The sequence below is a fragment of the Streptomyces sp. So13.3 genome, from assembly GCF_005860785.2.
GTDB classification, from domain to species: Bacteria; Actinomycetota; Actinomycetes; order Streptomycetales; family Streptomycetaceae; genus Actinacidiphila; species Actinacidiphila fildesensis.
This window is the reverse complement of the sequence record NZ_CP048835.1, coordinates 2,854,698-2,881,253: the sequence shown is the minus strand read 5'-3', so window position 1 is coordinate 2,881,253 and position 26,556 is coordinate 2,854,698. Positions and strand designations below refer to the sequence as shown.

Sequence of the window (26,556 nt, the reverse complement as noted above, 5' to 3'; positions counted from 1 at the left end):
CCATGACGGATCCGTACCTGATCATCTCCTCGGACTGCCACGCGGGCCTGCCGACGGAGCAGTACCGGCCGTATCTCGACAGCAGGTTCCACGCGGACTTCGACGAGTTCCTCGGGCAGCGCCAGGCGCGCCGCGAGGCGATGACGCGGCTCGGGGTGCGCAACGAGGCGTTCGCGGAGAAGTGGTTCAGCGACAACGAGGAGGGGCTGCGCGGCGGCTGGGACAGCGCGCAGCGCGACAAGGAACTCGACGGTGACGGGGTGGCGGCCGAGGTCGTCTTCCCGGACGCCGACGCCGTCGACAGCCAGACCGCCGCGCCCTTCGGGGTGGGCCTCGGGCTCTCCGGCGACCAGGACCCGGCGCTGGGGATGGCGGGCGCGCAGGCGCACAACCGCTGGCTCGCGGAGTTCTGTGCCGAGCGCAGCCCGGAACGCCGCTGCGGGGTGGCGCTGCTGCCCATCACCGGCGACGTGGACGCGGTGGTGGCCGAGGTCCGCAGGGCGAAGGCGTCCGGCCTCGGCGCCCTGATGATCCCCGCCCGGTGGGTCGACAAGGCGGCGTACCACGACGCCCGTTACGACCCGGTGTGGGCGGTGGCGCAGGAGCTGGAGATGCCCATCGTGACCCACTCCGGATCGGCCCCGCACCACGAGTACGGGGACCATCTGGGCATCTACGTCAGCGAAGTGACGTTCTGGCCGTCCCGGCCGCTCTGGTTCCTGCTGTGGGCCGGGGTCTTCGAGCGCTTCCCCGGGCTGAAGTTCGGCATCGCCGAGTCCGGCTGCTGGTGGTTGCCGAACCAGCTGTGGTTCATGGACCGGCTCTACCTCGGCGCCCACGGCGGCAAGAAGCTCTCGCCGTTCGCCGAGCTGAAGCGGCCGCCGAGCGAGTACCTGGACCGCCAGGTGTTCATCTGCGCGACCAACACCAAGCGCCGCGAGCTGGCCCAGCGCTACGAGATCGGGGTCGGCAACATCCTGTGGGGCAGCGACTTCCCGCATCCGGAGGGCACCTGGCCCGCGACCCGGGAGTGGCTGAAGAACACGTTCCACGACATCCCGGTGACCGAGACCCGGCAGATGCTGGGGCTGGCCGCCGCCGAGGCCTTCGGCTTCGACACCGAGGCGTTGGCGCCGATCGCCCGCCGGATCGGCCCGACCCCGGCCGAACTGGGCCAGCCGGACGACCAGTCGGCCGTCGAGGCGTCCTGGGCGCGCGCCCGCGACACCGGACGGCACTGGCTGACCGGGCACGACTTCCCGTACGTGGGGATGGAGGCGGGCACATGACACCCTCCGGTCCCGACGACCGCTACACGGTGATCTCGGCGGACTGCCACGCCGGCGCCGACCTGCTCGACTACCGGCCGTACCTGGCGGCCGGCCACCACGAGGAGTTCGACGCGTGGGCGGCCACGTACGTCAATCCGTACGAGGACCTGATCGCCCCCGAGGCGCCGCGCAACTGGGACTCCGGCCGCCGGCTCGCGGAGCTGGAGGCGGACGGCATCGTCGCCGAGGTCGTCTTCCCCAACACCGTGCCGCCGTTCTTCCCCAGCGGTTCGCTGCTGGCCCCCGCGCCCTCGAAGGAGGAGTTCGAGCTGCGCTGGGCCGGACTGCGGGCCCACAACCGGTGGCTCGCCGACTTCTGCGCGCAGGCCCCCGGCCGGCGCGCGGGCGTCGCACAGATCCTCCTCAACGATGTGGACGCGGCGGTCCGCGAGGTGCGGTGGGCCAAGGAGCACGGGCTGACCGGCGGCATCCTGCTGCCGGGCGCGCCACCGGGCTCCGGCGTCCCCGAGCTGTACTCAGCGGTGTACGACCCGCTCTGGGCGGTCTGCGACGAGCTGGACGTACCGGTGAACCACCACGGCGGCTCGGCCTCCCCGCCGCTCGGCGACGAACCCGCGGCCCGCGCGGTGTTCATGGTCGAGACGACGTGGTTCTCGCACCGGGCGCTGTGGCACCTGATCTTCGGCGGGGCGTTCCAACGGCACCCCGGGTTGCGGCTGGTGCTCACCGAGCAGGGTTCGGGGTGGATCCCCGCCGTGCTCGACATGCTGGAGTACTACCACGGGCGGCTGGTCAGCGCCGCGACCCGGGCGGCCACCGCCGAGGCCAAGTTCGGCACCGGGCTGGCGGACGCGATGGGCAAGGGACCGAAGGCCGTCTGGCGGGACAACTGCTTCGTCGGGGCGAGCTTCATGCGCCCCCACGAGGTGCCGCTGCGCGACCGGATCGGCCTGGAGAAGATCATGTGGGGCAGCGACTACCCGCATGACGAGGGCACGTATCCCTACACCAGGGAGGGGCTGCGGATCGCGTTCGCCGGGCTCCCGGCCGAGGAGGTCGCCGCGATGGTGGGCGGCAACGCGGCCCGTGTCTACGGCTTCGACCTCGGGCTGCTGGACGCGGTCGCCGCGAAGTCCGGCCCCACGGTGGCGGAGATCGCCGAGCCGCTGGAGGAGCCGCCCGCCGACGCGACCAGTCCGGCGTTCGCACCGGGAGGTTCGGTCCGCGTCTGGTGACGGTGGCGGGGCGGTGATGACGGCCGGCGTGTTACCTCCGGCGGCGGGGAATACGGGGGAGAACCCCGCCGCCGGAAGACCGGGTGGACCGCGGTGTGCCGCGGTCTAACGCGATGACACCGTCCTGAACAGGGCGGACAGTGCCGCTCCGGGCCGCGCCGTGGAGGCGTGCCCGGACGGATCCTGGGTCGGTGACGGACGTGCGGCGTCCTTGGAGCCGCCGCCCGCCGTCACCAGCACGAACACGGAAAGGGCAAGCACGGCCAGGCTTACCGCGGTGGGCAGGCTCGGCCTGTGCATGAGGGTTCCCCCGGTGGATCGGCTACAGGCTCCACAGTGCCCGGGGCGGGGGTACCCGGCCATCGTGGACCACCACGAGATCAACCACGACAACACCACGGCATATCCTGGGACCGCGGCGGCGGAAGGGGTGCGGTGGCCACGGTGGGGGAGCAGCTCGGTCTGCGCGAACGGGACGGCCAGCTGGCCGTCGCGGCACGCCTCGCGGAACGGGCCGAGGCGGGCGCGGGCGCCCTGCTGGTGGTGCGCGGCGGCACGGGCAGCGGCCGGACCGCCCTCCTGGACGCGGCGGCCGAACTCGCCCGGCGGCAGGGCCTGGACGTCCGCCGTACCCGCTGCGCGCAGCAGGACCAGGACGCCGGCAGCGTGCCGTCCGTCGTGCGGCGGCTGCTGGACGGCGCCCCCGAGGCCGCGTCCATCGACGAGTTGTCGCCCGGCGGCATACCGCTCGCACTGGCCGTCGACGACGTCCACCTGGCGGATCCGGCCTCCCGCGGCTGGTTCGGCCGGCTGGTGCCCCGGCTCGACCGGCTGCCGGTCCTGCTGATCCTGACCGAGCGTCACCAGTACGACATGACGCCGGCCCCGCGCGGCATCGCCTGGGGCCTGGCCCCCTCGCTCGTCCACACGGTGCGGCTGCCGCCGCTGAGCGGGTCGTCCGTCGACGCGATCGCCCGCGAACGGCTCGGCGGCGACCCGCCGCCCGGCCTCGCCGCGGCGACCGCGGGCAACCCGCTGCTGCTGCACGCCCTGTTGCAGGACCTGGCCGAGCTGCACCCCGGCGGCCCGCCGGAGCGGACCCCGTCGAGCGTCGCCGAACTCCACCCCGGTGCCTACGCCGATGCCGTCGCCTGGCTGCTGGCCGCGGCGGGCCCGCAGACCGCCGACGCCGGCTGCGCGCTCGCCCTGGTGCAGGACGAGCACGACCCGCTCGGCCTGCTGGCCGAATGGCAGCGCGGCGAGCGCCGCCGCACCGGGCGGAAGGGCTTCACGGTGCCGGGACACGTCGGCGCGGGGCCGGCGCGCGGCGAGCCGGAGACCGCCGATCCCGCACGGCTGGCCGGCTGGGCCGCCGCGCTGCGGCACCACGGCTTCCTGGCCGCAGGAGGCGGCGAAGCCGGCGGGCCGGCCATGTTCGCCCACCCGCTGCTGCGCGACGCGGTGCTGCACACCCTGCCCCGCGAACGCCGGGACGCGGCGCACCGCACCGCGGCCCGGCTGCTGCACGAGCGCGGCGACCGGGCCGGCGCCGTCGCCGGGCATCTGCTGCCGGTCCCGCCGGTCGGCGAGGCGTGGGCGGCCGATGTGCTGCTCGCCGCCGCGCAGGAGACCCGCTCGGAACCGGCGGGCGTTCCGCGGGCCGTCGCCCACTTGCGCCGGGCGCTGGACGAGCCTCTCACCACCGAGCGGCGCGGCAGCGTGCTCACCGAACTGGGCTGCCTGGAGGTCCGGATCGACCGGGCGGCGGGGGTCCGGCGGCTCGCCGAGGCGCTGCGCGTGCAGCAGGACGGGCACGGCCGGGTGCGGGTGGCCAGCGCGCTGGGCACGGCGCTCGCCGCGCACGGCGAGGTGCCCGCGGCCATCGCCGTACTGCGCGAACTCGCCGACGGCTTCGCCGGCCGCCCCGACCTGCTGAGCGCGGTGCAGGCGGCGACCGCGCTCATCGCCTCGCACGACGGGGAGAGCTGGCGGCAGATGATCTCCGAACTGCTGCGGCTGCGCCATCTCGGCGACCCGGACCCGATGGCCGAGATGATGCTCACCGAGTACGAGTCGGCCGCCGGGCTGCTCTCGGCGGAACAGGCCTGGGAGCAGGTGCGTCCGCTGCTCGCGCACGGCTCGGTGGACCCGCTGCTGGAGCCGTACGTGCTGGGGTCGGTCGCCACCGTCGCGCAGTGGGCCGACCTGCTGGACGAGGCGGAACGGTACGCCGCCCGGATCCCGCTCGGCGAGCCGGTGCTGCATCCGGGCCATGAGTGCCTGGTGAGCGTGCGGGCCGAGGCCGCCGTCATGCGGGGGGACTTCGCGCGGCTCGTCGACGACCAGGACCCCGCCGCCAATGTGCACGTCGGCGCCCAGACCATGATCGCGCTCACCGAACTCGACCGGCTGGACGAGGCGGCCGGGCTCGCCGGGAAGCTCGCGGGCCCCGGTCCCGACAACTCCTGGCAGTGGTGCGAGTTCCTGTACGCGCGCGGTCTGCTGCGCGCTGCGCGGGGTGATGACGGGGGCGCGCTGGAGGACCTCACCGACTGCGGCCGGCGGCAGGTCGCCCGCGGTGTGGTGAGCCCGGTCGTCACCGCCTGGCGCTCGGCGGCCGCCGACAGTCTGGTGCGGACCGGCCGGGCCGGCGAGGCGGTGCCGCTCGCCGCCGAGGAGCTGCGGCTGGCCAGGATCTGGGGCACGGCCCGTACCGAGGGTCGCGCCCTGCGCGCGCTCGGCTCGGCCACCGGCGGCCGGCGCGGCATCGAACTGCTCGAGGAGGCCGTCACCCGCCTGCGCGAGGAGCCGGCCGCCGAGCCGGAACTGATCGCCGCGCAGCTCGGCCTGGGCCGCTCCCTCACCGCCGCCGGGCGCTCAGGACAGGCCCGCGACGTGCTGCGGGAGGCCGCCGCGCGCGCCGAGCGGCTCGGCGCCGTACGCCTGGGCCGGCTCGCGCGGCAGGCGCTGCGGGACGGCGGCGCCCGCCCGCGCCGGATCCCGCACACCGGAACCGGCGCCCTGACGGGCAGCGAGCGGCGGATAGCGGAGCTTGCCGCCGCGGGCCACGGCAACGTCGAGATAGCGGAGCTGCTGCATCTGGCCCGCCGGACCGTCGAGACCCATCTGACCAGCACCTATCGGAAGCTCGGCATCCGGCAGCGGGCCGATCTGCCGACGGCGCTGGCGGCGGCTCCGGGGGACCCGGCCGGACGGTGACCGGCCGCGGCGCAGCACCTGCCGGCCGGTGCCCTGACCAGCCGTGACCCGCGGAGTGCGGCCCCCGGACCGCTGGCGTACCGTGAAGTCACCCCATTGAGCTGAGCAGCAAGGACACCCCCATGCGCGCCACCGCCATCCACGCCCCGTTCGACATCAGGGTGGAGGACGTGCCCGACGCCGCGATCCGGCAGCCCGGCGACGCCGTCGTCCGGGTGGTCCGCGCCTGCATCTGCGGCAGCGACCTGTGGGCGTACCGCGGCGAGGCCGCCCGCGAGCCGGGGCAGCGCATCGGCCACGAGTTCCTCGGCGTCGTCGAGGAGACCGGCTCCGAGGTGTCGGGACTGACGGCCGGCGACCTGGTCGTCGCCCCCTTCATGTGGTCCGACGGCGTCTGCGAGTACTGCGCCGACGGCCTGACGACCTCCTGTGTGCACGGCGGCTTCTGGGGCTCGGTCGGCTCCGACGGCGGCCAGGGCGAGGCCGTCCGGGTGCCCTTCGCCGACGCCACCCTGGTCAAGCTGCCCGCCGAGGCGCTCTCCGACGACCGTCTGCTGTCCGCGCTGCTCGCGCTGTCCGACGTCATGGGCACCGGCCACCACGCCGCCATCGGCGCCGGGGTCGGCCCCGGCACGACGGTGGCGGTCGTCGGTGACGGCGCGGTCGGCCTGTGCGGTGTGCTCGCCGCCAAGCGGCTGGGCGCCGAGCGGATCATCGCGCTCGGCCGGCACACGGCGCGCACCGACATCGCCCGCACGTTCGGCGCCACCGACGTCGTCGCCGAGCGCGGCGAGGCCGCCGTCGCGGCGGTCCGCGAGCTGACCCGCGGGCAGGGCGCGCACGCCGTCATCGAGGCGGTCGGCACCGAGCAGTCCATGCGGACGGCCGTCGGCATCACCCGCGACGGCGGCGCGATCGGCTACGTCGGCGTCCCGCACGGCAGCGGCACCGGCCTGGACCTCGGCGAGATGTTCAACCGCAACATCGCCCTGCGCGGCGGCGTCGCCCCGGTCCGCAGCTACATCCCGGAGCTGCTCCCCGACATCCTGTCCGGCGCCATCGACCCGTCCCCGGTCTTCGACCACGCGGTCGGCCTGGAGGGCGTCCCCGGCGGCTACAAGGCGATGGACGAGCGCACCGCCCTGAAGGTCATCGTCAAGCTCTGACGATGCAACGCCGGGCGGGCCCGTCCATCGGGCCCGCCCGGCGTCATCGGCAGCCGTTCGTTACTTGGTGACGGCGTCCAGGGCGTCGACGATGCCGTACCCGTAGAAGCTGTTCAGCCGCTTCGGGCCGGTGCAGGTGGCGTCCTGCACTCCGTTGCCGTCCGGGTCGTACAGGCCCGTCGGGCAGCCGGGGTTGTCGGCCTCGGCCTTGAGCAGCCACTGGATCTGCTCGGGCGTGGCGTGCGGGTGCCTGCTCTTGATGAGCGCCGCGACGGCCGCCACGTGCGGGCTGGCCATCGAGGTGCCCTGCAGGTATCCGTAGGTGTTGCCGGGCAGCGTGGCCAGGATCCGGCCGTTCTTGTCCGGGGTTCCCGGGATCTGGTACTTGTCCCCGCCGGGGGCGGCGACGTCGATGACGCCCCGGCCGTAGCTGGAGTAGTACGACTTGAGGTTCTGCACGCCGGTCGCGGAGACCGTGACGACGCCGGGCAGCTGGGTCGGGATGTCGAAGCACTTGTGCGGGTCGACGGTGCGGTCGACCGGGGTGCCGTCGTCCGGGCTGGACGCGTCGGAGAGCGCGTTCGAGTCCAGGTCGTCGTTGGAGTTGCCGGCCGACGCGACGTTCAGTACGCCCTTGCGCTCGGAGTACTTCGACGCGCGGTTGACCGCGTCGACGATCGCGCGCTGGTCGGGGTCGTCCAGGCAGTTGTAGAGCCACGGGTCGATGTAATAGCTGTTGTTCGTCACGGAGATGCCGTGGTCGGCGGCGAAGACGAACGCGCAGACCACGCTCTCCGGGTAGAACAGGCTGGTGACGGGGTCGCTGACCTTGATGGCCGCGACCTTGACGTTGGGTGCGACACCGGCCACGCCGATGCCGTTGCGCGCCGCGGCGATCTCGCCCGCCACATGCGTGCCGTGGTAGTCACTGGCCGGGTCGTACGGGCGCCAGGCGCCCGGGGTGGTGTCGGCCACTCCGCCCACGCAGTTCGCGGACTGCGAGGCGGAGAAGTTCGCGGCGAGATCCGGGTGGGTGTCATCGATACCGGTGTCGATGACACCGACCGTGACCTTCCGGCTGCCCGGGTTGATCTTCGCGGCCTTGTCGGCCTTGATGGCCACCAGGTCCCACTGGTTCGCCTCCAGCGGTTCCTGCTCGGTGCCGGCCTTCGCGTTGGCCGCGGTGGCCGCGGCGACCTGTGCGGCCGTGAGCCGCTCCGGCGCACCCAGTTCGGTGGTCGAGGCCGGGGCGATGGCGGCGGTGCGGGTGGCGCCCGCGGTCTGTACTCCATGGGCCTTGCGTATCGCGGCGGCGAAGCCCGGGTTCGCCGAGTGCACGACGATCACGCCGATCTTCTCGTACGAGATGACCACCTGGCCGCCGGCCCGGGATATCGCGCGTTCGACGCTCTTGACGGTGCCGTGGTCCACCTTGGTGTTGACCACGTAGGACAGCAGCGGGCCGTCGGCCGCCACCGTGCTGTCCGCCGCCGACGCCGAAGCGGCGCCCGGCAGTACGGCGACGGCTGCCGCCAGCGCCATCCCGACGGTCGCCGCGAGCATGCGGCGCCGTCCGGACCGTCTGTGAAGAGGAACCATGGGATCTCCAATCGTCCAACGACCCGCCCTGACGGCACGGTTGCCGTTGGACGGGTACATGACGATGGAAGCTATCGTCGTACCGGTGGCGCCATCAATGGATTGCGGTGGAAATCCCGGATTCCTACCGGATTCCCGTTCGAACCGGTGGCGCGTCAGCCACCGCTGTGGCCGGACCGCAGCGCCTCGATGCTCAACAGGGGTATGACCACCCGCGGTCCGTACCACCGCCCGGGCGCCGCGCGGCCGGCCGGCTGCGGTGCCGCGGCCACCGGGACGGTCAACCGGACGGCCCCGTAGGGCAGTCGGTGCGGACCCGGGGGCGGGGAACTCGGCGGGGTGTTCACGGGCGATGTCCTCGGTGCTGCGTCACGGCCGCGTCCGGGCCGCTTCGTGGCGGTGCTGGGCACTCTGTACAACGAAGCGCCCCGGTCCCGGTGTCGGCCCTGATCCGGATGGCGGCAGATTTCACCCATGGCCTGTTGAACACCCGCCGTCACACCTCTAACATGCGGTCTCCGATCATCGACGTGACGCAGATCACTCATGGAGGCACCGTGGATCCCGCACCACCGTCCGCCACCCCGGGCCCGCCGACCCCCGCCTCGTACTCCGAGGTCGAGGCGAGCCCGGAATTCGGCGAACTACGGCACTCCTACCGGGTGTTCGCGTTCCCGGTCACCGTCGCCTTCCTCGCCTGGTACCTGCTGTACGTACTCCTGTCGAGTTACGCGGGCGGGTTCATGGCGACCAAGGTCGTCGGGCACATCAACGTGGCCTTCGTCTTCGGCCTCGCGCAGTTCCTCACCACGTTCCTCATCGCGTGGATATACGCCAGGTACGCGAATGCCCGGCTCGACCCGGGGGCCGAGGCCCTCAAGGCGCGGCTGGAGAACCGCACCGCGTCGGTCGGCCTCGACCCGGCGGCCGAGGTTCCCGGGGCGCGGCTGGAGAACGACGCTACGTTGGAGGACCGCTCATGACCACCGGCACGATCAACCTGGCGGCCGAGGCGGCGGCGTCCGAGCACCGCACCCTGATCATCACGCTCTTCTCCGTGTTCGTCGTTATCACCCTCGGCATCACCGTCTGGGCGGGCCGCCAGACGAAGGACGCCACCGACTTCTACGCGGGCGGCCGCGGCTTCACCGGGTTCCAGAACGGTCTGGCGATCTCCGGCGACTACATGTCCGCCGCGTCGTTCCTCGGTATCGCCGGCGCCATCGCGCTCGTCGGCTACGACGGCTTCCTCTACTCGATCGGCTTCCTGGTCGCCTGGCTGGTCGCCCTGCTGCTGGTCGCGGAACCGCTGCGCAACTCCGGCCGCTTCACCATGGCCGACGTGCTCGCGTACCGGCTGCGCCAGCGACCGGTGCGCACCGCCGCCGGCACCTCGACCATCGTCGTGTCGATCTTCTATCTGCTGGCCCAGATGGTCGGCGCGGGCGCCCTGGTCTCGCTGCTGCTCGGTGTCACCGGCGAGGGCCCGAAGCGGCTGATCGTGGCGCTGGTCGGCATCGTCATGGTGCTGTACGTGACGATCGGCGGCATGAAGGGCACGACCTGGGTGCAGATCATCAAGGCCGTGATGCTGATCCTCGGCACCCTGCTGATCACCATCCTGGTGCTCAACAAGTTCCACTGGAACCCGTCCACGCTGCTGGGCGCCGCGGCCGAGAAGAGCGGCCAGGGGCACAAGTTCCTGGAGCCCGGCCTCAAGTACGGCATCGACAGCACCAGCAAGATCAACTTCATCTCGCTGGGCCTGGCTCTTGTGCTGGGCACCGCCGGGCTGCCGCACATCCTGGTGCGCTTCTACACCGTGCCGTCCGCGAAGGTCGCCCGTAAGTCCGTGAACTGGGCGATCGGCATCATCGGCGGCTTCTATCTGATGACCATCGCCCTCGGGTTCGGTGCGGCGGCGCTGGTCGGCGCCGCCAAGATCAAGGCGAGCGACAAGTCCGGCAACACCGCGGCGCCGCTGCTCGCCGAGTACGTCGGCGGCGGCCCCGGCACCACCGGCGGCGCGATCCTGCTCGCGGTGATCTCCGCGGTGGCCTTCGCCACCATCCTCGCCGTCGTCGCCGGCCTCACCCTCGCCTCGTCGGCCTCGTTCGCGCACGACCTGTGGGCCAACGTGATCCGCAAGGGCAAGGTGAGCGAGAAGAACGAGGTCATCACCGCCAAGATCGCCGCGGTCGCGATCGGCGCGGTCTCCATCGGGCTCGGCATGTACGCCACCAAACTCAACGCGGCGGCCCTGGTGGCGCTCGCCTTCGCGGTGGCCGCCTCCGCCAACCTGCCGACCATCCTCTACAGCCTGTACTGGAAGAAGTTCACCACCTCGGGAGCGACCTGGTCGATCTACGGAGGACTGGTCTCCTCGGTCGCCCTGGTGATCTTCTCGCCGGTCGTCTCCGGCGCCCCCGACTCCCTCTTCACCGGCAGCGACTTCCACTGGTTCCCGCTGGGCAACCCGGGCATCGTCTCCATCCCGCTGGGCTTCCTGCTCGGCTGGCTGGGCACGGTTCTGTCCAAGGAGGAGCCGGACCTCGAGAAGTACAAGGAGCTGGAGGTCCGCTCCATGACCGGCGCCGGGGCACACTGACCGGCCTGCCCCCCACGAGAGACCACGGTTCAACAAACTGTTGCAATATGGGGCCCATCGCGTACGCTGCGGCGATACGCGGTGGGTCACCGTGGTCCTAAGCTGGAGTGGCGGGCGCACCTGGTGCCCGCGAGGGAGGCGGAACGCGTGCTGATCGACACCTACGGACGCGTGGCCACCGATCTGCGGGTCTCGCTGACCGACCGGTGCAATCTGCGCTGCACGTACTGCATGCCCGAGGAGGGCCTGCAGTGGCTGGCCAAGCCCGAGCTGCTCACCGACGACGAGATCGTCCGGATGGTACGGATCGGCGTCACCGACCTCGGCGTCAAGGACGTCCGCTTCACCGGCGGCGAGCCGCTGCTGCGCCCCGGCCTGGTCGGCATCATCGAACGCGTCGCGGCCCTCGAACCCCGCCCCCGGATATCGCTGACCACCAACGGCATCGGCCTCGGACGCACCGCAGCCGCGCTGCGCGACGCCGGCCTGAACCGGGTCAACGTCTCCCTCGACACCTTGCGCCCCGAGGTCTTCCAGGCCATGACCCGGCGCAAGCGCCACCACGACGTCATCGGCGGGCTGGAAGCGGCCCGCGCCGCCGGCCTGGCCCCGGTGAAGGTCAACGCGGTCCTCATGCGCGGCGTCAACGACGACGAGGCCCCGGACCTGCTCCAGTGGGCCGTCGAGAACGACTACGAGCTGCGCTTCATCGAGCAGATGCCGCTGGACGCGCAGCACGGCTGGCAGCGCAGCGACATGGTGACGGCCGAGGAGATCCTGGAGAGCCTCAGGACCCGCTTCACGCTCACCCCCGAGCCCAACGGAGCCCGCGGCTCCGCGCCCGCCGAACGCTGGCTGGTGGACGGCGGCCCGGCCCGGGTCGGCGTCATCGCCTCCGTGACCCGCCCCTTCTGCCGCGCCTGCGACCGTACCCGGCTCACCGCCGACGGCCAGGTCCGCGACTGCCTCTTCGCCCGCACCGAGTCCGACCTGCGCGCCCCGCTGCGCTCCGGTGCCACCGACGCGGAGATCGCCGCGCTGTGGAAGACCGCGATGTGGGGCAAGAAGGCCGGCTCCGGGCTCGACGACCCGTCGTTCCTGCAGCCCGACCGCCCGATGTCGGCGATCGGCGGCTAGTACCCGCCCGACCCCGGAGTCCGACCCCGGAGTCCGACCCCGGAGTCCGACCCCGGAGTCCGACCCCGGAGTCCGACCCCGGAATCCGGAGCCGGAATCCGGAGCCGGAATCCGGAGCCGGAATCCGGAGCCGGAGTCTGCGTCTGGGCCCGACGGGCCGGACCGCGGGTCCGTCCGCTATCAGGACGCCGCCGGGCTCCCCGGTGCCGCGGGATTCTCCGGCGCGACGGGGTCCGCGGGGTCAGCAGGGTCCCGCCAGTCCGCGAACGGCACGACGTCCTTCAGGAACCCCCGCAGGTCCAGGAACTGCGACAGGTGCTCCCGGTGCTCGTCACAGGCGAGCCAGGTCTTCCGGCGGTCCGGGGTGTGCAGTTTGGGGTTGTTCCACGCCAGCACCCACGCGGCGGTGGTGCGGCAGCCCTTGGCCGAGCAGATCGGCGTCACGTCGTTCATAGCTGCCAGTAAACATGGCGACGCCGGGCAGCCACGGGGGGAGCCGCCCGGCGTCGGTCCGTCGCTCCGACGGGGGATGCGGAGCGCGTACGAAGTATGTCACGCGTGCACCCCGGTCGAGGAGTGGATCCTCATGATTGATCTGAGCTTTTCTTGAGGTTTCCGGCCAGCCGCGGCTCAGTTTCGACTGCTGTACGGACCCTCCGGATATTCCGTTCCGGGCTCCACGTGACCCTCCAGGACGACCGGTTCCAGCATCGGCCGGGTCGGCGGCGGGACGAAGGACGACGGCAGCGACGGCGCGTTCGCCCGTCCCGCGTTGGCGATGACCACCGCGACATAGGGCAGCAGCGCGCCCAGCACCAGCGCGACCCAGGCCAGCGGCCGCTGTACGTTCCACAAGGTCACGGTCGCGATGACCGAGGCGGTACGGACCAGCATCGAGATGACGTAGCGGCGCTGCCTGCCCTGTACATCCTGAGTGAGACCGGTCCGGGCTCCGGTGATCCGGAAGACCTCGCCGTCACTGTGCTTCCGCATCACATTCCACCGCCTGCTCGGCCCACCGGGCCGTACCGAATTCTGTTGCGGGGACCCGCCCCAGGCCCTTCTCACGGTACGCCGCGGGTCCGCCGCATTCGAGACCGGGGCCGCCCCGCGAGTGGCGTGCCGACCCCGTCGTACGGCGTATGGACGCCCCCGACATGCGGCGTAGCCCACCCCGGATCAGACTGACGTCACGAGTGCATCGTCACTCGAACGCGAGGAGGCGTGTGACATGAGTTGGTTGTGGGCGATCATCGTCGGTCTGGTTCTGGGTCTGATCGCGAAAGCGATCCTGCCCGGCAAGCAGTCCATCCCGCTGTGGCTGACCGCGATCTTCGGCATGCTCGGCAGCATCCTGGGCAACGCGGTGGCGACCTGGATCGGCGTCAACGACACCAGTGGCATCGACTGGACCCGGCACCTGCTGCAGTTGCTCGGCGCCATCGCGGTGGTGGCGGTCGGTGACGGACTGTGGGCGGCGATCCGAGGCAAGAAGGAAGCCGCCTGACGACCCTCAGACCGGGCGCTGTCGCAACCGCGCCGGCGGAACCCGGTCGGTCAGCCACACGCCGTTGGCGCTGACCCGGAACACATGGCCCTCGGCGGCCAGCCCGGCAGCGTCCACCTCCAGCACCACCGGACGGCCGTGCCGCGCACCCACGCGCACGGCCGTCTCCACGTCCGCCGACAGATGGACGTCCTGACGGGACATCGGCAGCAGCCCGTCCCGGAGGATCAGCGGCAGCGTCGTGGTCGCGGTGCCGTGGAACAGCACGTCGGGCGGCGGCGCGGCCGCCAGTCCGAGGTCCACCGGGACCGAGTGCCCCTGGCTGGCCCGGATGAGCCGGCCGTCCGGCGAGTACTCGTACCGCTTCTTGTTGTTCGTCGCGACGACATGGTCCAGCTCGGCGCGCGAGAAGCGGCGGCCCGCCCGGTCGCAGGCGGCGATCAGCTCGTCCACCGCCACCCAGCCGCCCTCGTCGAGGGTCACCCCGACCGCTCCCGGATCGTGCCGCAGCACCAGGGCCAGGAACTTCGAGACCTTGACCGTCCGCTTCTCGTCCACCGTCGTCATCCTCCTGGCAGGGTCAGACGCCCTGGCTGACCGAACTCATGTTGAAGTCCGGGATCCGCATGGCCGGTGCCGCGGCCCGGGTGAAGTAGTCGCTCCACTCGCGCGGCAGCGTCCGCTCGGTGCGGCCGGTCTCGGCGACCCGGCCGAGCAGGTCCACCGGCGACTCGTTGAACCGGAAGTTGTTCACCGCGCCCGTCACCTCGCCGTTCTCGACCAGGTAGACCCCGTCCCGGGTGAGGCCGGTGAGCAGCAGCGTCGCCGGATCGACCTCGCGGATGTACCACAGGCAGGTCAGCAGCAGCCCGCGGTCGGTGGCCGCGACCATCTCCTCCAGCGACTTCGTGCCGCCGCCGTCCAGGATCAGGTTGTCGCCGGCCGGGGTCACCGGCAGGCCGGTGAGGCCCGCGCTGTGCCGGGTGGTGGGCAGCCGGTTGAGGACCCCGTCCCGGATCCAGTCGACCGGACCGACCGGCAGGCCGTTGTCGAACACCGAGGAGTCGTCGCCCGAGGCGTGCGCGATGACGAACGGCGCCGACTCCAGACCGGGCGCCTGCGGGTCGCTGCGCAGCGTCAGCGGCAGGTCGGAGAGTTTCTCCCCGACCCGGGTGCCGCCGCCGGGCTTGCTGAAGACGGTGCGGCCCTCGGCCGCGTCCCGGGCTCCGGACGACCACAGCTGGTAGATCGCCAGGTCCGCGACGGCGGTCGGCGGCAGCAGCGTCTCGTAGCGGCCGGCGGGCAGCTCGATCCGGCGCTCCGCCCAGGCGAGCCGCTGCGCGAGCTCCGCGTCGAGCGCCGCCGGGTCGACGTCCTTGAAGTCCCGGGTCGAGGCACCGGCCCAGGCGGACCGGGAGCGGTCCGGCGACTTGGCGTTGAGTTCCATGGTGCCGGTCGGCTGGTCGTGCCGCAGCCGCAGCCCGGTGGAACTGCCCAGGTAGCTGGAGGTCACCGAGTGGAAGGCGAAGCCGTACAGCTGCCGTCCGCCGGCCCGCGCGGTCGCGAAGGACTCGCCCAGCGCCGGTGCGAACGACCCGAAGACCTCGGAGGAGGTCTCGGCGGGCGGCTCGGTGAAGGCGGCGGAGTGCGCGGTCCCCTCGACGAGCGGCTGCGCGTCCTCGGCCGGTCCCGCGGCGCGGGCCGCCTCCTCAGCGGCCCGGACCAGCGGCTCCAGATCGTCGGTGGTCACCGCGGAGCGGGACACCACACCGGAGGCGGCGCCCTGCGAGCCGTTCACCGTCGCGATGACGGTGAGGGTGCGGCCCCGGGTCACGCCGTTGGTGGTCAGCGCGTTGCCCGCCCAGCGCAGGTTGGCGCTGGACTCCTCGTCCGCGATGACGACGCAGCCGTCGGCGCGGGACAGTGCCAGGGCGCGCTCGACGATCTCGTGCGGAGCGGTGCTGCGGGGGCTCATCGGCCGGCCTCCTGGGTCGTGTTCAGGATGTTGACACCGCGGAACAGCGCGGACGGGCAGCCGTGGCTGACCGCCGCGACCTGGCCGGGCTGGGCCTTGCCGCAGTTGAAGGCGCCGCCGAGCACATACGTCTGCGGGCCGCCGACGGCTTCCATCGAGCCCCAGAAGTCGGTGGTCGTGGCCTGGTAGGCGACGTCCTTGAGCTGGCCCGCGAGCCGGCCGTTCTCGATCCGGAAGAACCGCTGGCCGGTGAACTGGAAGTTGTAGCGCTGCATGTCGATGGACCAGGAACGGTCGCCGACGATGTAGATCCCGCGCTCGACGCCGCCGATCAGCTCCTGCGTCGACGGTCCGTCCGGCGCCGGCTGGAGCGACACGTTCGCCATCCGCTGCACCGGCACATGGCCGGGGGAGTCGGCGTACGCGCAGCCGTTGGACCGCTCGAAGCCGGTGAGCTTCGCGATCCGGCGGTCCAGCTGGTACCCGACCAGGGTGCCGTCCTTCACCAGGTCCCAGGTCTGCCCGGCGACGCCCTCGTCGTCGTAGCCGACCGTCGCGAGGCCGTGCTCCGCGGTGCGGTCCCCGGTGACGTTCATCAGCGCGGAGCCGTACTTCAACGTGCCCAGCTGGTCGAAGGTCGCGAAGGAGGTGCCCGCGTAGGCCGCTTCGTAGCCCAGCGCCCGGTCCAGCTCGGTGGCGTGGCCGATCGACTCGTGGATCGTCAGCCACAGGTTGGACGGGTCGACGACGACGTCGTACGAACCGGCCTCCACGGTCGGCGCGAGCATCTTCTCCGCCAGCAGCTCCGGGATCTCCGCGAGTTCGGCGTCCCAGTCCCAGCCGGTGCCCGTCAGGTACTCCCAGCCGCGGCCGGCCGGCGGGGCCAGGGTGCGCATGGAGTCGAAGTCGCCGCTGCCGGGGTCCACCGCGACCGCGGTGAGCTGCGGGTGCAGCCGCACCCGCTGCTGCGTGGTGCTGGTGCCCGCGGTGTCCGCGTAGAACTTGTTCTCCTGGACGGTCATCAGGGACGCGTCCGCGTGCGCGACGCCCTTCGCGGAAAGCAGCCGGCCGCTCCACTCGGCGAGCAGCGCCGTCTTCTCCGCGTCCGGGACGTCGAAGGGGTTGGTCCCGTACTCGGAGACCCACACCTTCTCCGCGTGCACCGGCTCGTCCGCCAGCTCGACCCGTTCGTCGGATCCCGCGGCGGCGATCACCTTCGCCGACAGCTTCGCCATGGCGACCGCCTGGCCGGCGACCCGCGCCGCCGCGTCCATCGTCAGATCGACGCCGGACGCGAAGCCCCAGGCGCCGCCGTGCACGACCCGGACCGCGTAGCCGGTGTCCGTGGTGTCCGACGTGCCGGACGGCCTGGCGTCCCGTAGCCGGTACGTGGCGCTGCGGATCCGTTCGAAGCGGAAGTCCGCGTGCTCGGCTCCGAGCGCCCTGGCCCGGGCGAGTGCCGCGTCGGCCAGCGCCCGCAGCGGCAGTGCCAGGAATGACTGATCGACCTCGTGAGGCACAGCGGCCTCCTCCTTCGCCCGATTCGACAGGTCTGATGCGACAGGTCTGCGCAGTGAATCATGCCGCTCGGACAGCACGGACGGCCACGGTATATCCGGCGCGTTCCGGGAATTGATGATGCTCCGTCAGAAGCCGGTAGCCGCAGGCCTCTTGTCGTTGGTCCAGACCAATCCTATGCTCAGTTCTGCTGTCCCCCCACGCCCCTGTCCGCGCAGTCACCAGCCACAGCACGACAAGGAGCCCCCACATGTCAGCCCCCCACCTGCCGGCACTCCGTGTACCCCCGCCGCGGCTTCCCGCGTTCCGCCATGCCGCGGCCGTCGGCGCCGCGGGCGCCGCGGCACTGGCGCTCGTCGCCCTCACCCCGGTGTCCGCGAGCGCGCACGGCGCCCTCAGCAGCCCCGTCAGCCGGATATCCGCCTGCTACGCCGAAGGCCCGGAACACCCGCAGTCGCAGGTCTGCAAGGACCTGGTCGCCATGAGCGGCACCCAGCCGCTCTACGACTGGAACGAGGTGAACATCGCCAACGCCGACGGACACAGCCGGGACATCATTCCCGACGGCAAGCTGTGCTCGGCCAACCGCGACAAGTACAAGGCCCTCGACATGGCCCGCACCGACTGGCCCGCCACCAGCGTCGCCACCGGCTCGTTCAACGTCGGCTTCCGTGTCACCGCGCCCCACCGCGGCGTCATGACCCTGTACATCACCAAGGCCGGCTACGACCCGACGAAACCGCTCAAGTGGTCCGACCTGGACGCCACTCCGATCGCCACCTACACGACCAGCTCCACCGCGACGAGCGGCTACTACAACTTCACCGCGAAGCTGCCCAGCCGCTCCGGCCGCCACCTGATCTACCAGGTCTGGCAGCGCACCGACAGCCCCGAGGCGTTCTACGGCTGCTCCGATGTCGTCTTCGGACAGGGCGCCGCCGCCAAGGCCCCGGCCGCGCCCAGCGACCAGCAGATCGCCGCCGGGGCGAGCCGGTCGACGGTCAGCCACCAGGGCCACGGCGGGGACACCACTCTCGTCACCCAGAACACGGCAGCGAGCGGCCAGGCCGCCGGCACCCTGAAGACGGCACTCGGCGGCAGCGCCGTTCTCGCCGCGGGAGCCGTCGGAATGATCCTCCGCGGCCGCCGCCGGACCGCAGCCCGCACACAGGCGTAACTCCGCCGACTGTAGGGACCCGACAGGGACAGCTGGATGCCCCTGTCGGGGCCGGTTCCCTGTATCGCTGCCCGGACCGATAGTTTCGTGGTGATAGCCACAACTATGGGAAAGGGTGATCCGTTGAGCCGCTCGGTTCTCGTCACCGGAGGAAACCGGGGCATCGGCCTCGCCATCGCCCAGGCCTTCGCCGACGCGGGTGACAAGGTCGCCATCACCTACCGCTCGGGCGAGCCACCAGCGGGCTTCCTCGCGGTGCGGTGCGACATCACGGACGCCGAACAGGTCGAGCAGGCCTACAAGGAGATCGAGGAGAAGCACGGCGCGGTCGAGGTGCTGATCGCCAACGCCGGCGTCACCCGCGACCAGCTGCTGCTCCGGATGACCGACGAGGACTTCACCTCGGTCCTGGAGACGAACCTCACGGGCACCTTCCGTGTGGTCAAGGCCGCCGCTCGGAAGATGCTGCGGGCCCGCAAGGGACGCATCGTGCTCATCTCGTCGGTCGTGGGCCTGCTCGGCTCCGCCGGCCAGTCGAACTACGCCGCCTCCAAGGCCGGCCTGGTCGGCTTCGCGCGCTCGCTGGCCCGTGAGCTCGGCTCGCGCAACATCACCGTGAACGTCGTAGCCCCCGGCTTCGTGGACACCGACATGACCCGCACGCTCAGCGACGAGCAGCGCGAGAAGATCGTCGGCCAGATCCCGCTGGGCCGTTACGCGCAGACCGCGGAGATCGCCTCCTCGGTCCGCTTTCTCGCCTCCGAAGAGGCCGCATACATCACTGGTGCCGTCATTCCCGTAGACGGCGGATTGGGCATGGGTCACTGATCACCATGAGTGGAATTCTCGAAGGCAAGCGCATCCTGATCACCGGAGTGCTGATGGAGTCCTCCATCGCGTTCCACACCGCCAAGCTGGCGCAGGAGCAGGGCGCTGAGATCATCCTCACCGCCTTCCCGCGGCCCACCCTGACCGAGCGCATCGCCAGGAAGCTGCCGAAGCCCACCAAGGTCATCGAGCTGGACGTGACCAACCCCGAGCACCTCGGGTCGCTCGCGGACACCGTACGCACCGAGCTCGGCAGCCTGGACGGGGTCGTGCACTCCATCGGCTTCGCGCCCCAGGACGCGCTGGGCGGCAACTTCCTCAACGCCCCGTGGGAGTCCGTCGCCACCGCGATGCACGTCTCCGCGTTCTCGCTGAAGTCGCTCACCATGGCGTGCCTGCCGCTGATGAGCAACGGCGGCGGCTCGGTCGTCGGCCTCACCTTCGACGCGCAGTACGCCTGGCCGCAGTACGACTGGATGGGCCCGGCCAAGGCCGCGCTGGAGGCGACGTCCCGCTACCTCGCCCGTGACCTGGGCAAGCAGAACGTCCGCTGCAACCTGATCTCCGCCGGACCGATCGGCTCGATGGCCGCCAAGTCCATCCCGGGCTTCTCGGAGCTGGCGGACGTCTGGAACCACCGCTCCCCGCTGGAGTGGGACATGTCCGACCCGGAGCCCACCGGCCGCGGTGTCGTCGCCCTGCTCTCGGACTGGTTCCCGAAGACCACCGGCGAGATCATCCACGTCGACGGCGGCCTGCACGCGGTCGGTGCCTGACCCGTACCGCTCCTGACGCACGGCGAACGCCCGGTCCCCGACGCTTCCACAGCGTCCGGGGCCGGGCGTTCTCCGTGCTCTGCGGGGGTCAGGGCGTGCCGAGCCCCCGGCAGTGGAAGGCGTGCCCGGCGGCCTCGGCCGACGCCGTCCCCGCGTCGCCCGCGCGGATCGCCTCCACCAGCCGGGCGTGGTCCAGGTGCTGCTCGGGGCGCAGCACCTCGCCGACGTCCGCGCGCAGGAAGTCGCGCAGCACCTCGCCGAGGTCCGCGTAGAGCTCGGCCAGCACGTCGTTGTGCGAGGCGCCGACGACCGCCAGGTGCAGCGTCGCGTCCGCGTCGACGAACGCGGCGGCGTCCCCCGACTCCCAGGCCCGCTCGCGGCGCTCCAGCAGGGTGTCGAGATGCCGCAGATCGCGGTCGGTGCGGCGGGCGGCGGCCAGTCCCGCGGCGGACGCCTCCAGGGCGCTGCGCAGCTCGGCGACATGCCGCGGATCGGCGTCCGCGAACCGGCGCTGCATCACGCCCGCCAGCTCGCTGGTGGCCAGGACATAGGTGCCGGAGCCCTGCCGGATGTCGAGCAGCCCGTTATGGGCCAGCGCTCTGACCGCCTCACGGACGGTGTTGCGGGCGACGCCGAGCTGGTCGACCAGCTCGGGTTCGGTCGGGATACGGGAGCCGACCGGCCACTCACCGGACGTGATCTGGGTACGCAGCCGGGCGATCACCTGGTCGGCGAGCGTGGACTGCCGGGGGAGTGGGCCGAGATTCATCCCATCATTCTATGATGGGTGCATGCGCGATGACGAACCCCGCACCCTCGACCGCGACAAGGCCGTGTCCATACCGGGCATACCGGGATCCGCACCCGGGTCAGCACCGGCTCCCGGACCGGATTCCCTACCGGCTCCCTTGCCGGAGACGGCGGCGCTCCCCGTCTGGACGCGCCGCCTCGTGCTCGCCGGGCTGGTGCTCGCCGCGCTCAACCTCCGCCCCGCGGTCACCAGCCTCGGGCCGCTCATGAAGGAGGTCAGGGCCGGCCTCGGCATGAGCGGCGCCGTGGCCGGGTTCCTCACCTCCGTGCCCGCCCTGTGCTTCGCGCTCTTCGGCATCGCCGCCCCGCGACTGGCCCGCCGCTTCGGCGCGGGCGCCGTGGTCTGCGCGGGCATGGCGGGCATCGCCACCGGGCTGCTGCTGCGCCCGTTCGCGAGCGGCACCGTGCTCTTCCTCGCCGCCAGCGCCGTGGCCCTGGCCGGTATCGCGGTGAGCAACATCCTGATGCCGGTGATCGTCAAGCGGTACTTCCCCGACCGGGTCGGCGCGATGACCGGGCTCTACTCGATGGCGCTCTCCCTCGGCACCGCGGCCGCCGCCGCGGCGACCGTGCCCCTGACCTCCGCCATGGGCCACGGCTGGCGGCTCGGCCTGGGCGTCTGGGCGGCGCTCGCCGTCGTCGCGATCGTGCCGTGGCTCGGCCTGGTCCGGGACCGCAGCTCCGCCGCGCGGCCCGCCCCCGCAGGTTCTGGCCCCGCCACCGACGGGAACACCGGCCGGATCATCCGCAGCCGTACGGCTTGGGCGCTCGCCTGCTTCTTCGGGCTGCAGGCCACCGCCGCCTACGTCACGATGGGCTGGATGCCGCAGATCTTCCGCGACGCCGGGCTCTCCGCCGGCACCGCGGGGGCGCTGCTCGCCGTGACGATGGTGATGGGCGTCCCGCTCTCCTTCGCGCTGCCCTCGCTCGCCGGCCGGATGCGGCACCAGGGTCCGCTCGTCGTCGTCCTCGCGCTCTTCGGCCTCGCCGGGTACACCGGCCTGTGGCTGGCCCCCGCCGGCGCCCCCTGGGTGTGGGCGCTGCTGCTCGGCATCGCCAACTGCGCCTTCCCGCTGGCCCTGACGATGGTCGGGATGCGCTCGCGCACCGGCGCGGGAGTGGTCCGGCTGTCCGCCTTCGCGCAGAGCACCGGCTATCTGATCTCGATCCCGGGGCCGATCCTGGTCGGCGCCCTCTACCAGCACAGCGGCGGCTGGGACCTGCCCATCGCGCTGATGGCGGCGCTCATGGTGCCGCAGATCGTCGTCGGCGTGCTGGCCGGACGCAACCGGTACATCGAGGACGAACTGTGACCGCGCCGCAGGCGACCCCGCCGCGGTCCTCTTCGGCGCCGGTGCGAGACTGGGCCCATGCCCGTACTTGAGCCCAACCCCCCGCACAGCCAGAGGCGGCTGATGATCATCATCGGTCTGATGCTGGCTGTTCCGGCCTTCGTCGCGATCATCGCGACCGTCGCGGCCAAGTTCGGCTGAACCGCCGCCCCTGAGGCCGATGGTGGGGACAACCCCACCATCCCTAGGGGGGCCAGGTCAGGGTCGAGTGGGTGGCCCGCCCGATGGGATCTTCGAGTGCCCTTCCGTAGTTTCGAAGGGTCAGAACATTCCAGCACTTCACGGAGGCGGTCACCGTGTCCACCCAGTCCATCCAGGCACCCACCCGCCCCTCGCGGCACACGGTCGGCCAGGGGGCCGGCGGGGTCCAGACGCGCCTCCCGTGGTGGGCCGTCGCGCTGCCCGCGCTCGCCTTCGCCGCGCTGCTCATGCTGATCGCCGGACCCGGCCGGAGCGACACCTCGGCGGCCGAGCCCGCCGGCCACCTCATCGCCCGCATCGCGGACGCGCTCCCCGGTATCGCCCAGCACCTCCTGTGATGCCGCGGCCTCTGATGAGCGGCGCCCACGGGCCGGTGCGGGCCGTAACGGCCAGCCCGCGCCTGATCGCGGATTTTCTGGAAAGCTGAGGGGCATGAGCGTCGACTCGCCCCGCACGATCGTCCTACTCCGTCACGCCAAGGCCGACTGGCCCTCGGTCGCCGACCACGAGCGGCCGCTGGCCGAGCGCGGCCGTACGGACGCCTCCGTGGCGGGCCGCCGGCTCGCCGACGCGGGGATCGCCCCTGACCTGGTCCTGTGCTCCACCGCCGCCCGCACCCGTGAGACCTGGAAGCTCGCCGCGCACGAGATGCCGCAGCGACCCAGGACGGTCTACGAGGAGCGGCTGTACGAAGCGAGCCTGGGCGAGCTGCTGGCCCTGCTCAACGAGACCCCCGACGACATCGGCACCCTGCTGGTCATCGGCCACAACCCCGGCATGCACGCCCTCGCCGACGCCCTCGCGGGCACCGCCGAGGCGGACGCCCTGGCCCGGATGAACCGCGGCGGCTTCCCGACCGCGGCCTTCGGCGTCGTCACGTTCTCCGGTTCCTGGAAGTCCGTGGAGCACGGCGTCGGCCGGCTGGCCGACTACTGGGTGCCGCACGAGGCCTGAGCCCGGCCGGACGGATCGCGCGGCGAGGCCTGACGCGATCCCCTCCCGGCCTAGCGGGATTCGGTCGGGGCGCCGTCCAGCGCGTCGGCCGCCTCGACCTCTTCCCGCGTGATGCCCAGCAGGTACAGGACGGTGTCCAGGAACGGCACGTTGACCGCGGTGTCGGCGGCCTGCCGGACGACCGGCTTCGCGTTGAACGCCACGCCGAGCCCCGCCGCGTTCAGCATGTCGAGGTCGTTCGCCCCGTCACCGATCGCTACGGTCTGGCTCAGCGGCACCCCGGCCTGTTCCGCGAAGCTCCGCAGCAGCCGCGCCTTGCCGGCCCGGTCCACGATCGGTCCTGTCACCCGGCCGGTGAACTTCCCGTCCACCACCTCCAGGGTGTTCGCGGCCGCGAAGTCCAGCCCCAGCCGCTCCTTGAGGTCGTCGGTGACCTGGGTGAAGCCGCCCGAGACGATCCCCACCTGGTAGCCGAGCCGCTTGAGCGTGCGGATCAGGGTCCGGGCGCCCTTGGTGAGCCGGACCTCGGCGCGGACCTTGTCCACCACCGACGCGTCCAGCCCGGCCAGCAGCGCGACCCGGGCGTGCAGCGACTGCTCGAAGTCCAGTTCGCCGCGCATCGCGGCGGCGGTGACCTCGGCGACCTCCGCCTCGCACCCGGCGTGCGCGGCGAAGAGCTCGATCACCTCGTCCTGGATGACGGTGGAGTCCACATCCATCACCACCAGCCGCTGGGCCCGGCGCTGCAGCCCGGCCGGGACCACCGCCACATCCACCCCGCGCGCGGCGGCCTCCGTCGCCAGCGCGGAGCGCAGCGCCAGCGGATCGGCACCCGAGACGGCGAACTCGACCGCCGTCACCGGGTACTTCGCGAGCCGGAAGATCCGGTCGATGTTGCCGCCGGTGGCGGTGATGCAAGCCGCTATGGCGGCTGTCGACTCGGCGGTCAGCGGGTGGCCCAGGACCGTCACATGGGAACGTCCCTCACCGCGCGGCCGGTTGTCACCGATACCGGAGATGATCTCGGCCTGCATCTTGATCGACTCGGACCAGCTGTGCACGGTGGACCGCAGCTCGCCCTCGGCGCCGGGCGCGGTCGGCGCGGTCACCAGCGCGCACAGCACCATCCGGCCCCGCGTGACGACCTGTTCGATGTCGACGACGTCCACGCCGAACGCGGCGAGGGTGTCGAAAAGTCCGGCGGTGATGCCTGGGCGGTCCTTGCCGAAGATCTTGACGAGGAGGGTGGGCGCGTCCGCGGAGGGAACGGCGGCGACAGGGATGGGCTGCGTGGCGTCGTTCATGGTGGGACCACCGTATCCGGCGGCCTCAAGGACGCGACGAGCCGTCCCGCGTGGCGGACACCCATCCGGACCCGCGAAGGCGGAATCCGCCCCGAATGCCCGCCGGCACCCCTTACTGCCTGCGGGGCGCTCCCGGCGGGGGCGGTGGTTCGCCCGGCGGGTCGGGCCATTTGTCGGTGCGGCCGCCGCCACGCGAGCGGCGCGGCAGCGGCGGGGGCAGCGGGGCGCCGGCCATCGTCTGGGTCGCGTGCGGCGAGTCGTTGCCGGCGCTTCCGGCGGGATCCGCCGGCTGCTTGTACGGGTTCGGCCCGGCCTCCTCGGGGTGGTACGCCGGACTGGGAACGTAGGGACCCGGCTCGTAGGCGATGACCGGGTACGTCCGCGCGGAATCGCCGGAAGTGCTCCCCGGCGCCGGGCCGAGCGCCAGCGGCGCGGCCTGCCGCCCGGCGGCGCCGGTCGCCAGCGCCAGCAGCGCGCCCACGCCGCCCGCACCCGCGCCCCAGGCGGCGCCCAGCAGCAGCGCCGGCGGAACGCTGCCGTGCAGCTCGATCCCGGCCCCGACGGCGTCGAAGCCGAAGACCGACAGGTTCGCGTTCACCGAGACCCCGGTCAGCCACACCAGCAGCGGGAGCGCGACGGCCGACGCGACCCCCAGCCGCAGCGCGCAGCGCCCCGCGTATCCGGCGCGCGACCCGGTCCCGAGCGGGGTGCGGGTCGCGGTGAGGGCCCCGGCGGTCAGCATCATCAGCGCCACCGCGACCGGCAGCAGCCAGACCCGGTCGTCCAGCTCGGCGAGCCGGCCGAGCGTGATGGGCTCCTTGACCCCGTTGCTCAGCAAGCGGTCGAGGGGATCGGGCAGCACCTTCGCGAGCTCCCCGGTCGCGACGCCCTTCCACTGGACGAACAGGCCCAGCGGCAGCGCCAGCCAGACCCCGTTGGGCGCGCCGAGGAGCGCGGCGCCCATGATCCGGCCCGGCTCGTCGCCGGTGACCGCCGCGTACCCGGCGGCGGCGAACCCCGCCACCACGGCGAGCACCAGAACGCCGCACAGCGCGGAGACGGCGGGCCGCACCACCCGGTGCACACCCTGCCAGCCCGGCGGCAACGGCGTACGGCGCGAGGCGAGCAGCGCGATCAGCAGTACCAACAGCACCCACACCAGGCCGCGCAGCAGGGTGGGCACGGTGTCGACATGGAAGCCGACCGACGTCTTGGACTTGATCAGACCCTGCAGGCCGTCGGAGAGTCCGCCGCCCCCGATGTCCCCGATACCGGGCAGCTTGTCCAGGATGCCGCCGGCCTGGGGGGCGCCGAGCGAGGCGCCGTCGATGGCGATGGTGTCCTGGCCGGCCCAGGCGAGTCCGCCGAGTACCGCGGTGAAGAACACCGCGACCGCGATCACCCGGGCGGCCAGCTCACCGGCGGAGACGACCGTCCCGGCCTTGCGTAACGACCGCAGGAAGACCCACACCAGCAGCAACGCGCCCACCAGGGCGACGCCCAACGGCATGACGCCGACGGCGCCCTGGGTCCCGGCGCTGTCCATCCCGAACACGGCGACGTCGCCCGACGGTCGGACCCGGCCGCCCGCGGCCATCGCGACCACCGCGGCCGTCATCGGTCCGAGTGAACCCGCGGTGTCCGCCCCGAGCAGATGCAGACCGAGCGCGGCGGTGCCCGTCATGGCCAGAAACGCCCAACTCACGGACGCGATGGCGGAGAGCAGTACGCTCACCCAGGGCGTGGTCCTAGCGGTCATCCCGGCCCCCCGAGGTCGTTTCCTTGGGCGGTTACTACTCTCCGGTGGCATTTGGGCGCAGTCAACGCTGCCGGCGGGCGTACTTATCGGAGGGCGGGTTCCGGTTCGGCTGCCGGGCCTGAAATAGTTCCTCCCGATG

26 protein-coding genes are annotated in these 26,556 nt (G+C 72.3%); 15 read left to right on the top strand and 11 right to left on the bottom strand.

Annotated features, from left to right (window positions below; all coding sequences use genetic code 11):
* Positions 1–2 precede the first annotated feature (2 nt).
* Positions 3–1,289, top strand: coding sequence for an amidohydrolase family protein (locus C8250_RS13090; protein ID WP_138354988.1), 1,287 nt, complete (start codon positions 3–5; stop codon positions 1,287–1,289).
* Complete coding sequence (locus C8250_RS13085) at positions 1,286–2,527, top strand: amidohydrolase family protein (RefSeq protein WP_138354987.1); 1,242 nt, start codon at positions 1,286–1,288, stop codon at positions 2,525–2,527. The genes C8250_RS13090 and C8250_RS13085 overlap by 4 nt, the downstream gene beginning before the upstream one ends.
* 105 nt (positions 2,528–2,632) lie before the next feature.
* Here C8250_RS13085 and C8250_RS13080 read toward each other — a convergent pair whose 3' ends face one another.
* Entirely contained in the window at positions 2,633–2,827 is a 195-nt protein-coding gene (locus C8250_RS13080; RefSeq protein ID WP_138354986.1) for a hypothetical protein, read from the bottom strand.
* Between the two features lie 135 nt (positions 2,828–2,962).
* Between C8250_RS13080 and C8250_RS13075 the strand changes: the two genes are divergently transcribed.
* On the top strand, positions 2,963–5,746 hold the full coding sequence (locus C8250_RS13075) for a helix-turn-helix transcriptional regulator (protein WP_138354985.1): 2,784 nt from the start codon (positions 2,963–2,965) through the stop codon (positions 5,744–5,746).
* A gap of 122 nt (positions 5,747–5,868) precedes the next feature.
* Complete coding sequence (locus C8250_RS13070) at positions 5,869–6,912, top strand: zinc-dependent alcohol dehydrogenase family protein (protein WP_138354984.1); 1,044 nt, start codon at positions 5,869–5,871, stop codon at positions 6,910–6,912.
* A gap of 60 nt (positions 6,913–6,972) precedes the next feature.
* Here C8250_RS13070 and C8250_RS13065 read toward each other — a convergent pair whose 3' ends face one another.
* Entirely contained in the window at positions 6,973–8,475 is a 1,503-nt protein-coding gene (locus C8250_RS13065; protein ID WP_239070983.1) for a S8 family serine peptidase, read from the bottom strand.
* Between the two features lie 191 nt (positions 8,476–8,666).
* Positions 8,667–8,858 (bottom strand): hypothetical protein, encoded by a 192-nt coding sequence (locus C8250_RS13060; RefSeq protein ID WP_138354982.1) that lies wholly within the window; start codon positions 8,856–8,858, stop codon positions 8,667–8,669.
* Between the two features lie 210 nt (positions 8,859–9,068).
* On the opposite strand from C8250_RS13060, the gene C8250_RS13055 reads away from it, so the two are divergent.
* The 3 genes from C8250_RS13055 to moaA all read left to right on the top strand — a co-directional run bounded on the left by C8250_RS13055 (position 9,069) and on the right by moaA (position 12,256).
* Positions 9,069–9,494, top strand: a complete 426-nt coding sequence (locus C8250_RS13055) for a DUF485 domain-containing protein (RefSeq protein WP_244809815.1) — start codon at positions 9,069–9,071, stop codon at positions 9,492–9,494.
* Positions 9,491–11,119, top strand: a complete 1,629-nt coding sequence (locus C8250_RS13050; protein WP_138354980.1) for a cation acetate symporter — start codon at positions 9,491–9,493, stop codon at positions 11,117–11,119. Before C8250_RS13055 ends, C8250_RS13050 begins: the two co-directional genes overlap by 4 nt.
* Before the next feature lie 147 nt (positions 11,120–11,266).
* Complete coding sequence (moaA, locus tag C8250_RS13045) at positions 11,267–12,256, top strand: GTP 3',8-cyclase MoaA (RefSeq protein ID WP_244809124.1); 990 nt, start codon at positions 11,267–11,269, stop codon at positions 12,254–12,256.
* Between the two features lie 180 nt (positions 12,257–12,436).
* Here the strand turns inward: moaA and C8250_RS13040 are convergent, their stop codons facing one another.
* Both C8250_RS13040 and C8250_RS13035 read right to left on the bottom strand, forming a co-directional pair.
* A complete protein-coding gene (locus C8250_RS13040; protein WP_138354978.1) occupies positions 12,437–12,709 on the bottom strand; it encodes a hypothetical protein in 273 nt (90 codons plus the stop codon).
* 177 nt (positions 12,710–12,886) lie between these two features.
* Complete coding sequence (locus C8250_RS13035; protein ID WP_164298412.1) at positions 12,887–13,252, bottom strand: DUF3099 domain-containing protein; 366 nt, start codon at positions 13,250–13,252, stop codon at positions 12,887–12,889.
* Positions 13,253–13,487: 235 nt separating this feature from the next.
* Here C8250_RS13035 and C8250_RS13030 point away from each other — a divergent pair, with 235 nt between their 5' ends.
* Complete coding sequence (locus tag C8250_RS13030) at positions 13,488–13,763, top strand: GlsB/YeaQ/YmgE family stress response membrane protein (protein ID WP_138354976.1); 276 nt, start codon at positions 13,488–13,490, stop codon at positions 13,761–13,763.
* A gap of 6 nt (positions 13,764–13,769) precedes the next feature.
* Here C8250_RS13030 and C8250_RS13025 read toward each other — a convergent pair whose 3' ends face one another.
* Genes C8250_RS13025 through C8250_RS13015 form a run of 3 tightly spaced genes read right to left on the bottom strand, consistent with a single transcriptional unit; the run spans position 13,770 to position 17,258 of the window.
* Complete coding sequence (locus tag C8250_RS13025) at positions 13,770–14,321, bottom strand: RNA 2'-phosphotransferase (protein ID WP_138355038.1); 552 nt, start codon at positions 14,319–14,321, stop codon at positions 13,770–13,772.
* 22 nt (positions 14,322–14,343) lie between these two features.
* Positions 14,344–15,738: a metallopeptidase TldD-related protein gene (locus tag C8250_RS13020; protein ID WP_138354975.1), complete on the bottom strand. Its 1,395-nt coding sequence runs from the start codon at positions 15,736–15,738 to the stop codon at positions 14,344–14,346.
* Positions 15,735–17,258: a TldD/PmbA family protein gene (locus C8250_RS13015; protein ID WP_138354974.1), complete on the bottom strand. Its 1,524-nt coding sequence runs from the start codon at positions 17,256–17,258 to the stop codon at positions 15,735–15,737. Before C8250_RS13015 ends, C8250_RS13020 begins: the two co-directional genes overlap by 4 nt.
* Positions 17,259–17,506: 248 nt before the next feature.
* Between C8250_RS13015 and C8250_RS13010 the strand changes: the two genes are divergently transcribed.
* From C8250_RS13010 to fabI, 3 genes are all read left to right on the top strand, one after another.
* Positions 17,507–18,433, top strand: coding sequence for a lytic polysaccharide monooxygenase (locus C8250_RS13010; protein WP_138354973.1), 927 nt, complete (start codon positions 17,507–17,509; stop codon positions 18,431–18,433).
* 123 nt (positions 18,434–18,556) lie between these two features.
* The gene (gene fabG, locus C8250_RS13005; protein WP_138354972.1) at positions 18,557–19,261 is read left to right on the top strand and encodes a 3-oxoacyl-[acyl-carrier-protein] reductase; all 705 of its coding nucleotides are present in this window, start codon (positions 18,557–18,559) and stop codon (positions 19,259–19,261) included.
* 5 nt (positions 19,262–19,266) lie between these two features.
* Positions 19,267–20,037: an enoyl-ACP reductase FabI gene (fabI, locus tag C8250_RS13000; protein WP_138354971.1), complete on the top strand. Its 771-nt coding sequence runs from the start codon at positions 19,267–19,269 to the stop codon at positions 20,035–20,037.
* 88 nt (positions 20,038–20,125) lie between these two features.
* Here the strand turns inward: fabI and C8250_RS12995 are convergent, their stop codons facing one another.
* Positions 20,126–20,806 carry an FCD domain-containing protein gene (locus tag C8250_RS12995; RefSeq protein WP_138354970.1) on the bottom strand — a complete coding sequence of 227 codons (681 nt, stop codon included), beginning with the start codon at positions 20,804–20,806 and terminating at the stop codon, positions 20,126–20,128.
* Between the two features lie 22 nt (positions 20,807–20,828).
* On the opposite strand from C8250_RS12995, the gene C8250_RS12990 reads away from it, so the two are divergent.
* From C8250_RS12990 to C8250_RS12980, 4 genes are all read left to right on the top strand, one after another.
* Positions 20,829–22,160, top strand: a complete 1,332-nt coding sequence (locus tag C8250_RS12990; RefSeq protein ID WP_138354969.1) for an MFS transporter — start codon at positions 20,829–20,831, stop codon at positions 22,158–22,160.
* A gap of 57 nt (positions 22,161–22,217) precedes the next feature.
* Positions 22,218–22,340: an SGM_5486 family transporter-associated protein gene (locus C8250_RS44460; RefSeq protein ID WP_274599398.1), complete on the top strand. Its 123-nt coding sequence runs from the start codon at positions 22,218–22,220 to the stop codon at positions 22,338–22,340.
* A gap of 170 nt (positions 22,341–22,510) precedes the next feature.
* On the top strand, positions 22,511–22,738 hold the full coding sequence (locus tag C8250_RS12985; protein WP_138355037.1) for a hypothetical protein: 228 nt from the start codon (positions 22,511–22,513) through the stop codon (positions 22,736–22,738).
* 94 nt (positions 22,739–22,832) lie between these two features.
* Positions 22,833–23,354 carry a histidine phosphatase family protein gene (locus tag C8250_RS12980; protein WP_138354968.1) on the top strand — a complete coding sequence of 174 codons (522 nt, stop codon included), beginning with the start codon at positions 22,833–22,835 and terminating at the stop codon, positions 23,352–23,354.
* 50 nt (positions 23,355–23,404) lie between these two features.
* Here C8250_RS12980 and serB read toward each other — a convergent pair whose 3' ends face one another.
* Both serB and C8250_RS12970 read right to left on the bottom strand, forming a co-directional pair.
* The gene (gene serB / locus C8250_RS12975; protein ID WP_138354967.1) at positions 23,405–24,658 is read right to left on the bottom strand and encodes a phosphoserine phosphatase SerB; all 1,254 of its coding nucleotides are present in this window, start codon (positions 24,656–24,658) and stop codon (positions 23,405–23,407) included.
* A 112-nt stretch (positions 24,659–24,770) separates the two neighbouring features.
* The gene (locus tag C8250_RS12970) at positions 24,771–26,417 is read right to left on the bottom strand and encodes a streptophobe family protein (RefSeq protein ID WP_138354966.1); all 1,647 of its coding nucleotides are present in this window, start codon (positions 26,415–26,417) and stop codon (positions 24,771–24,773) included.
* Positions 26,418–26,556 lie beyond the last annotated feature (139 nt).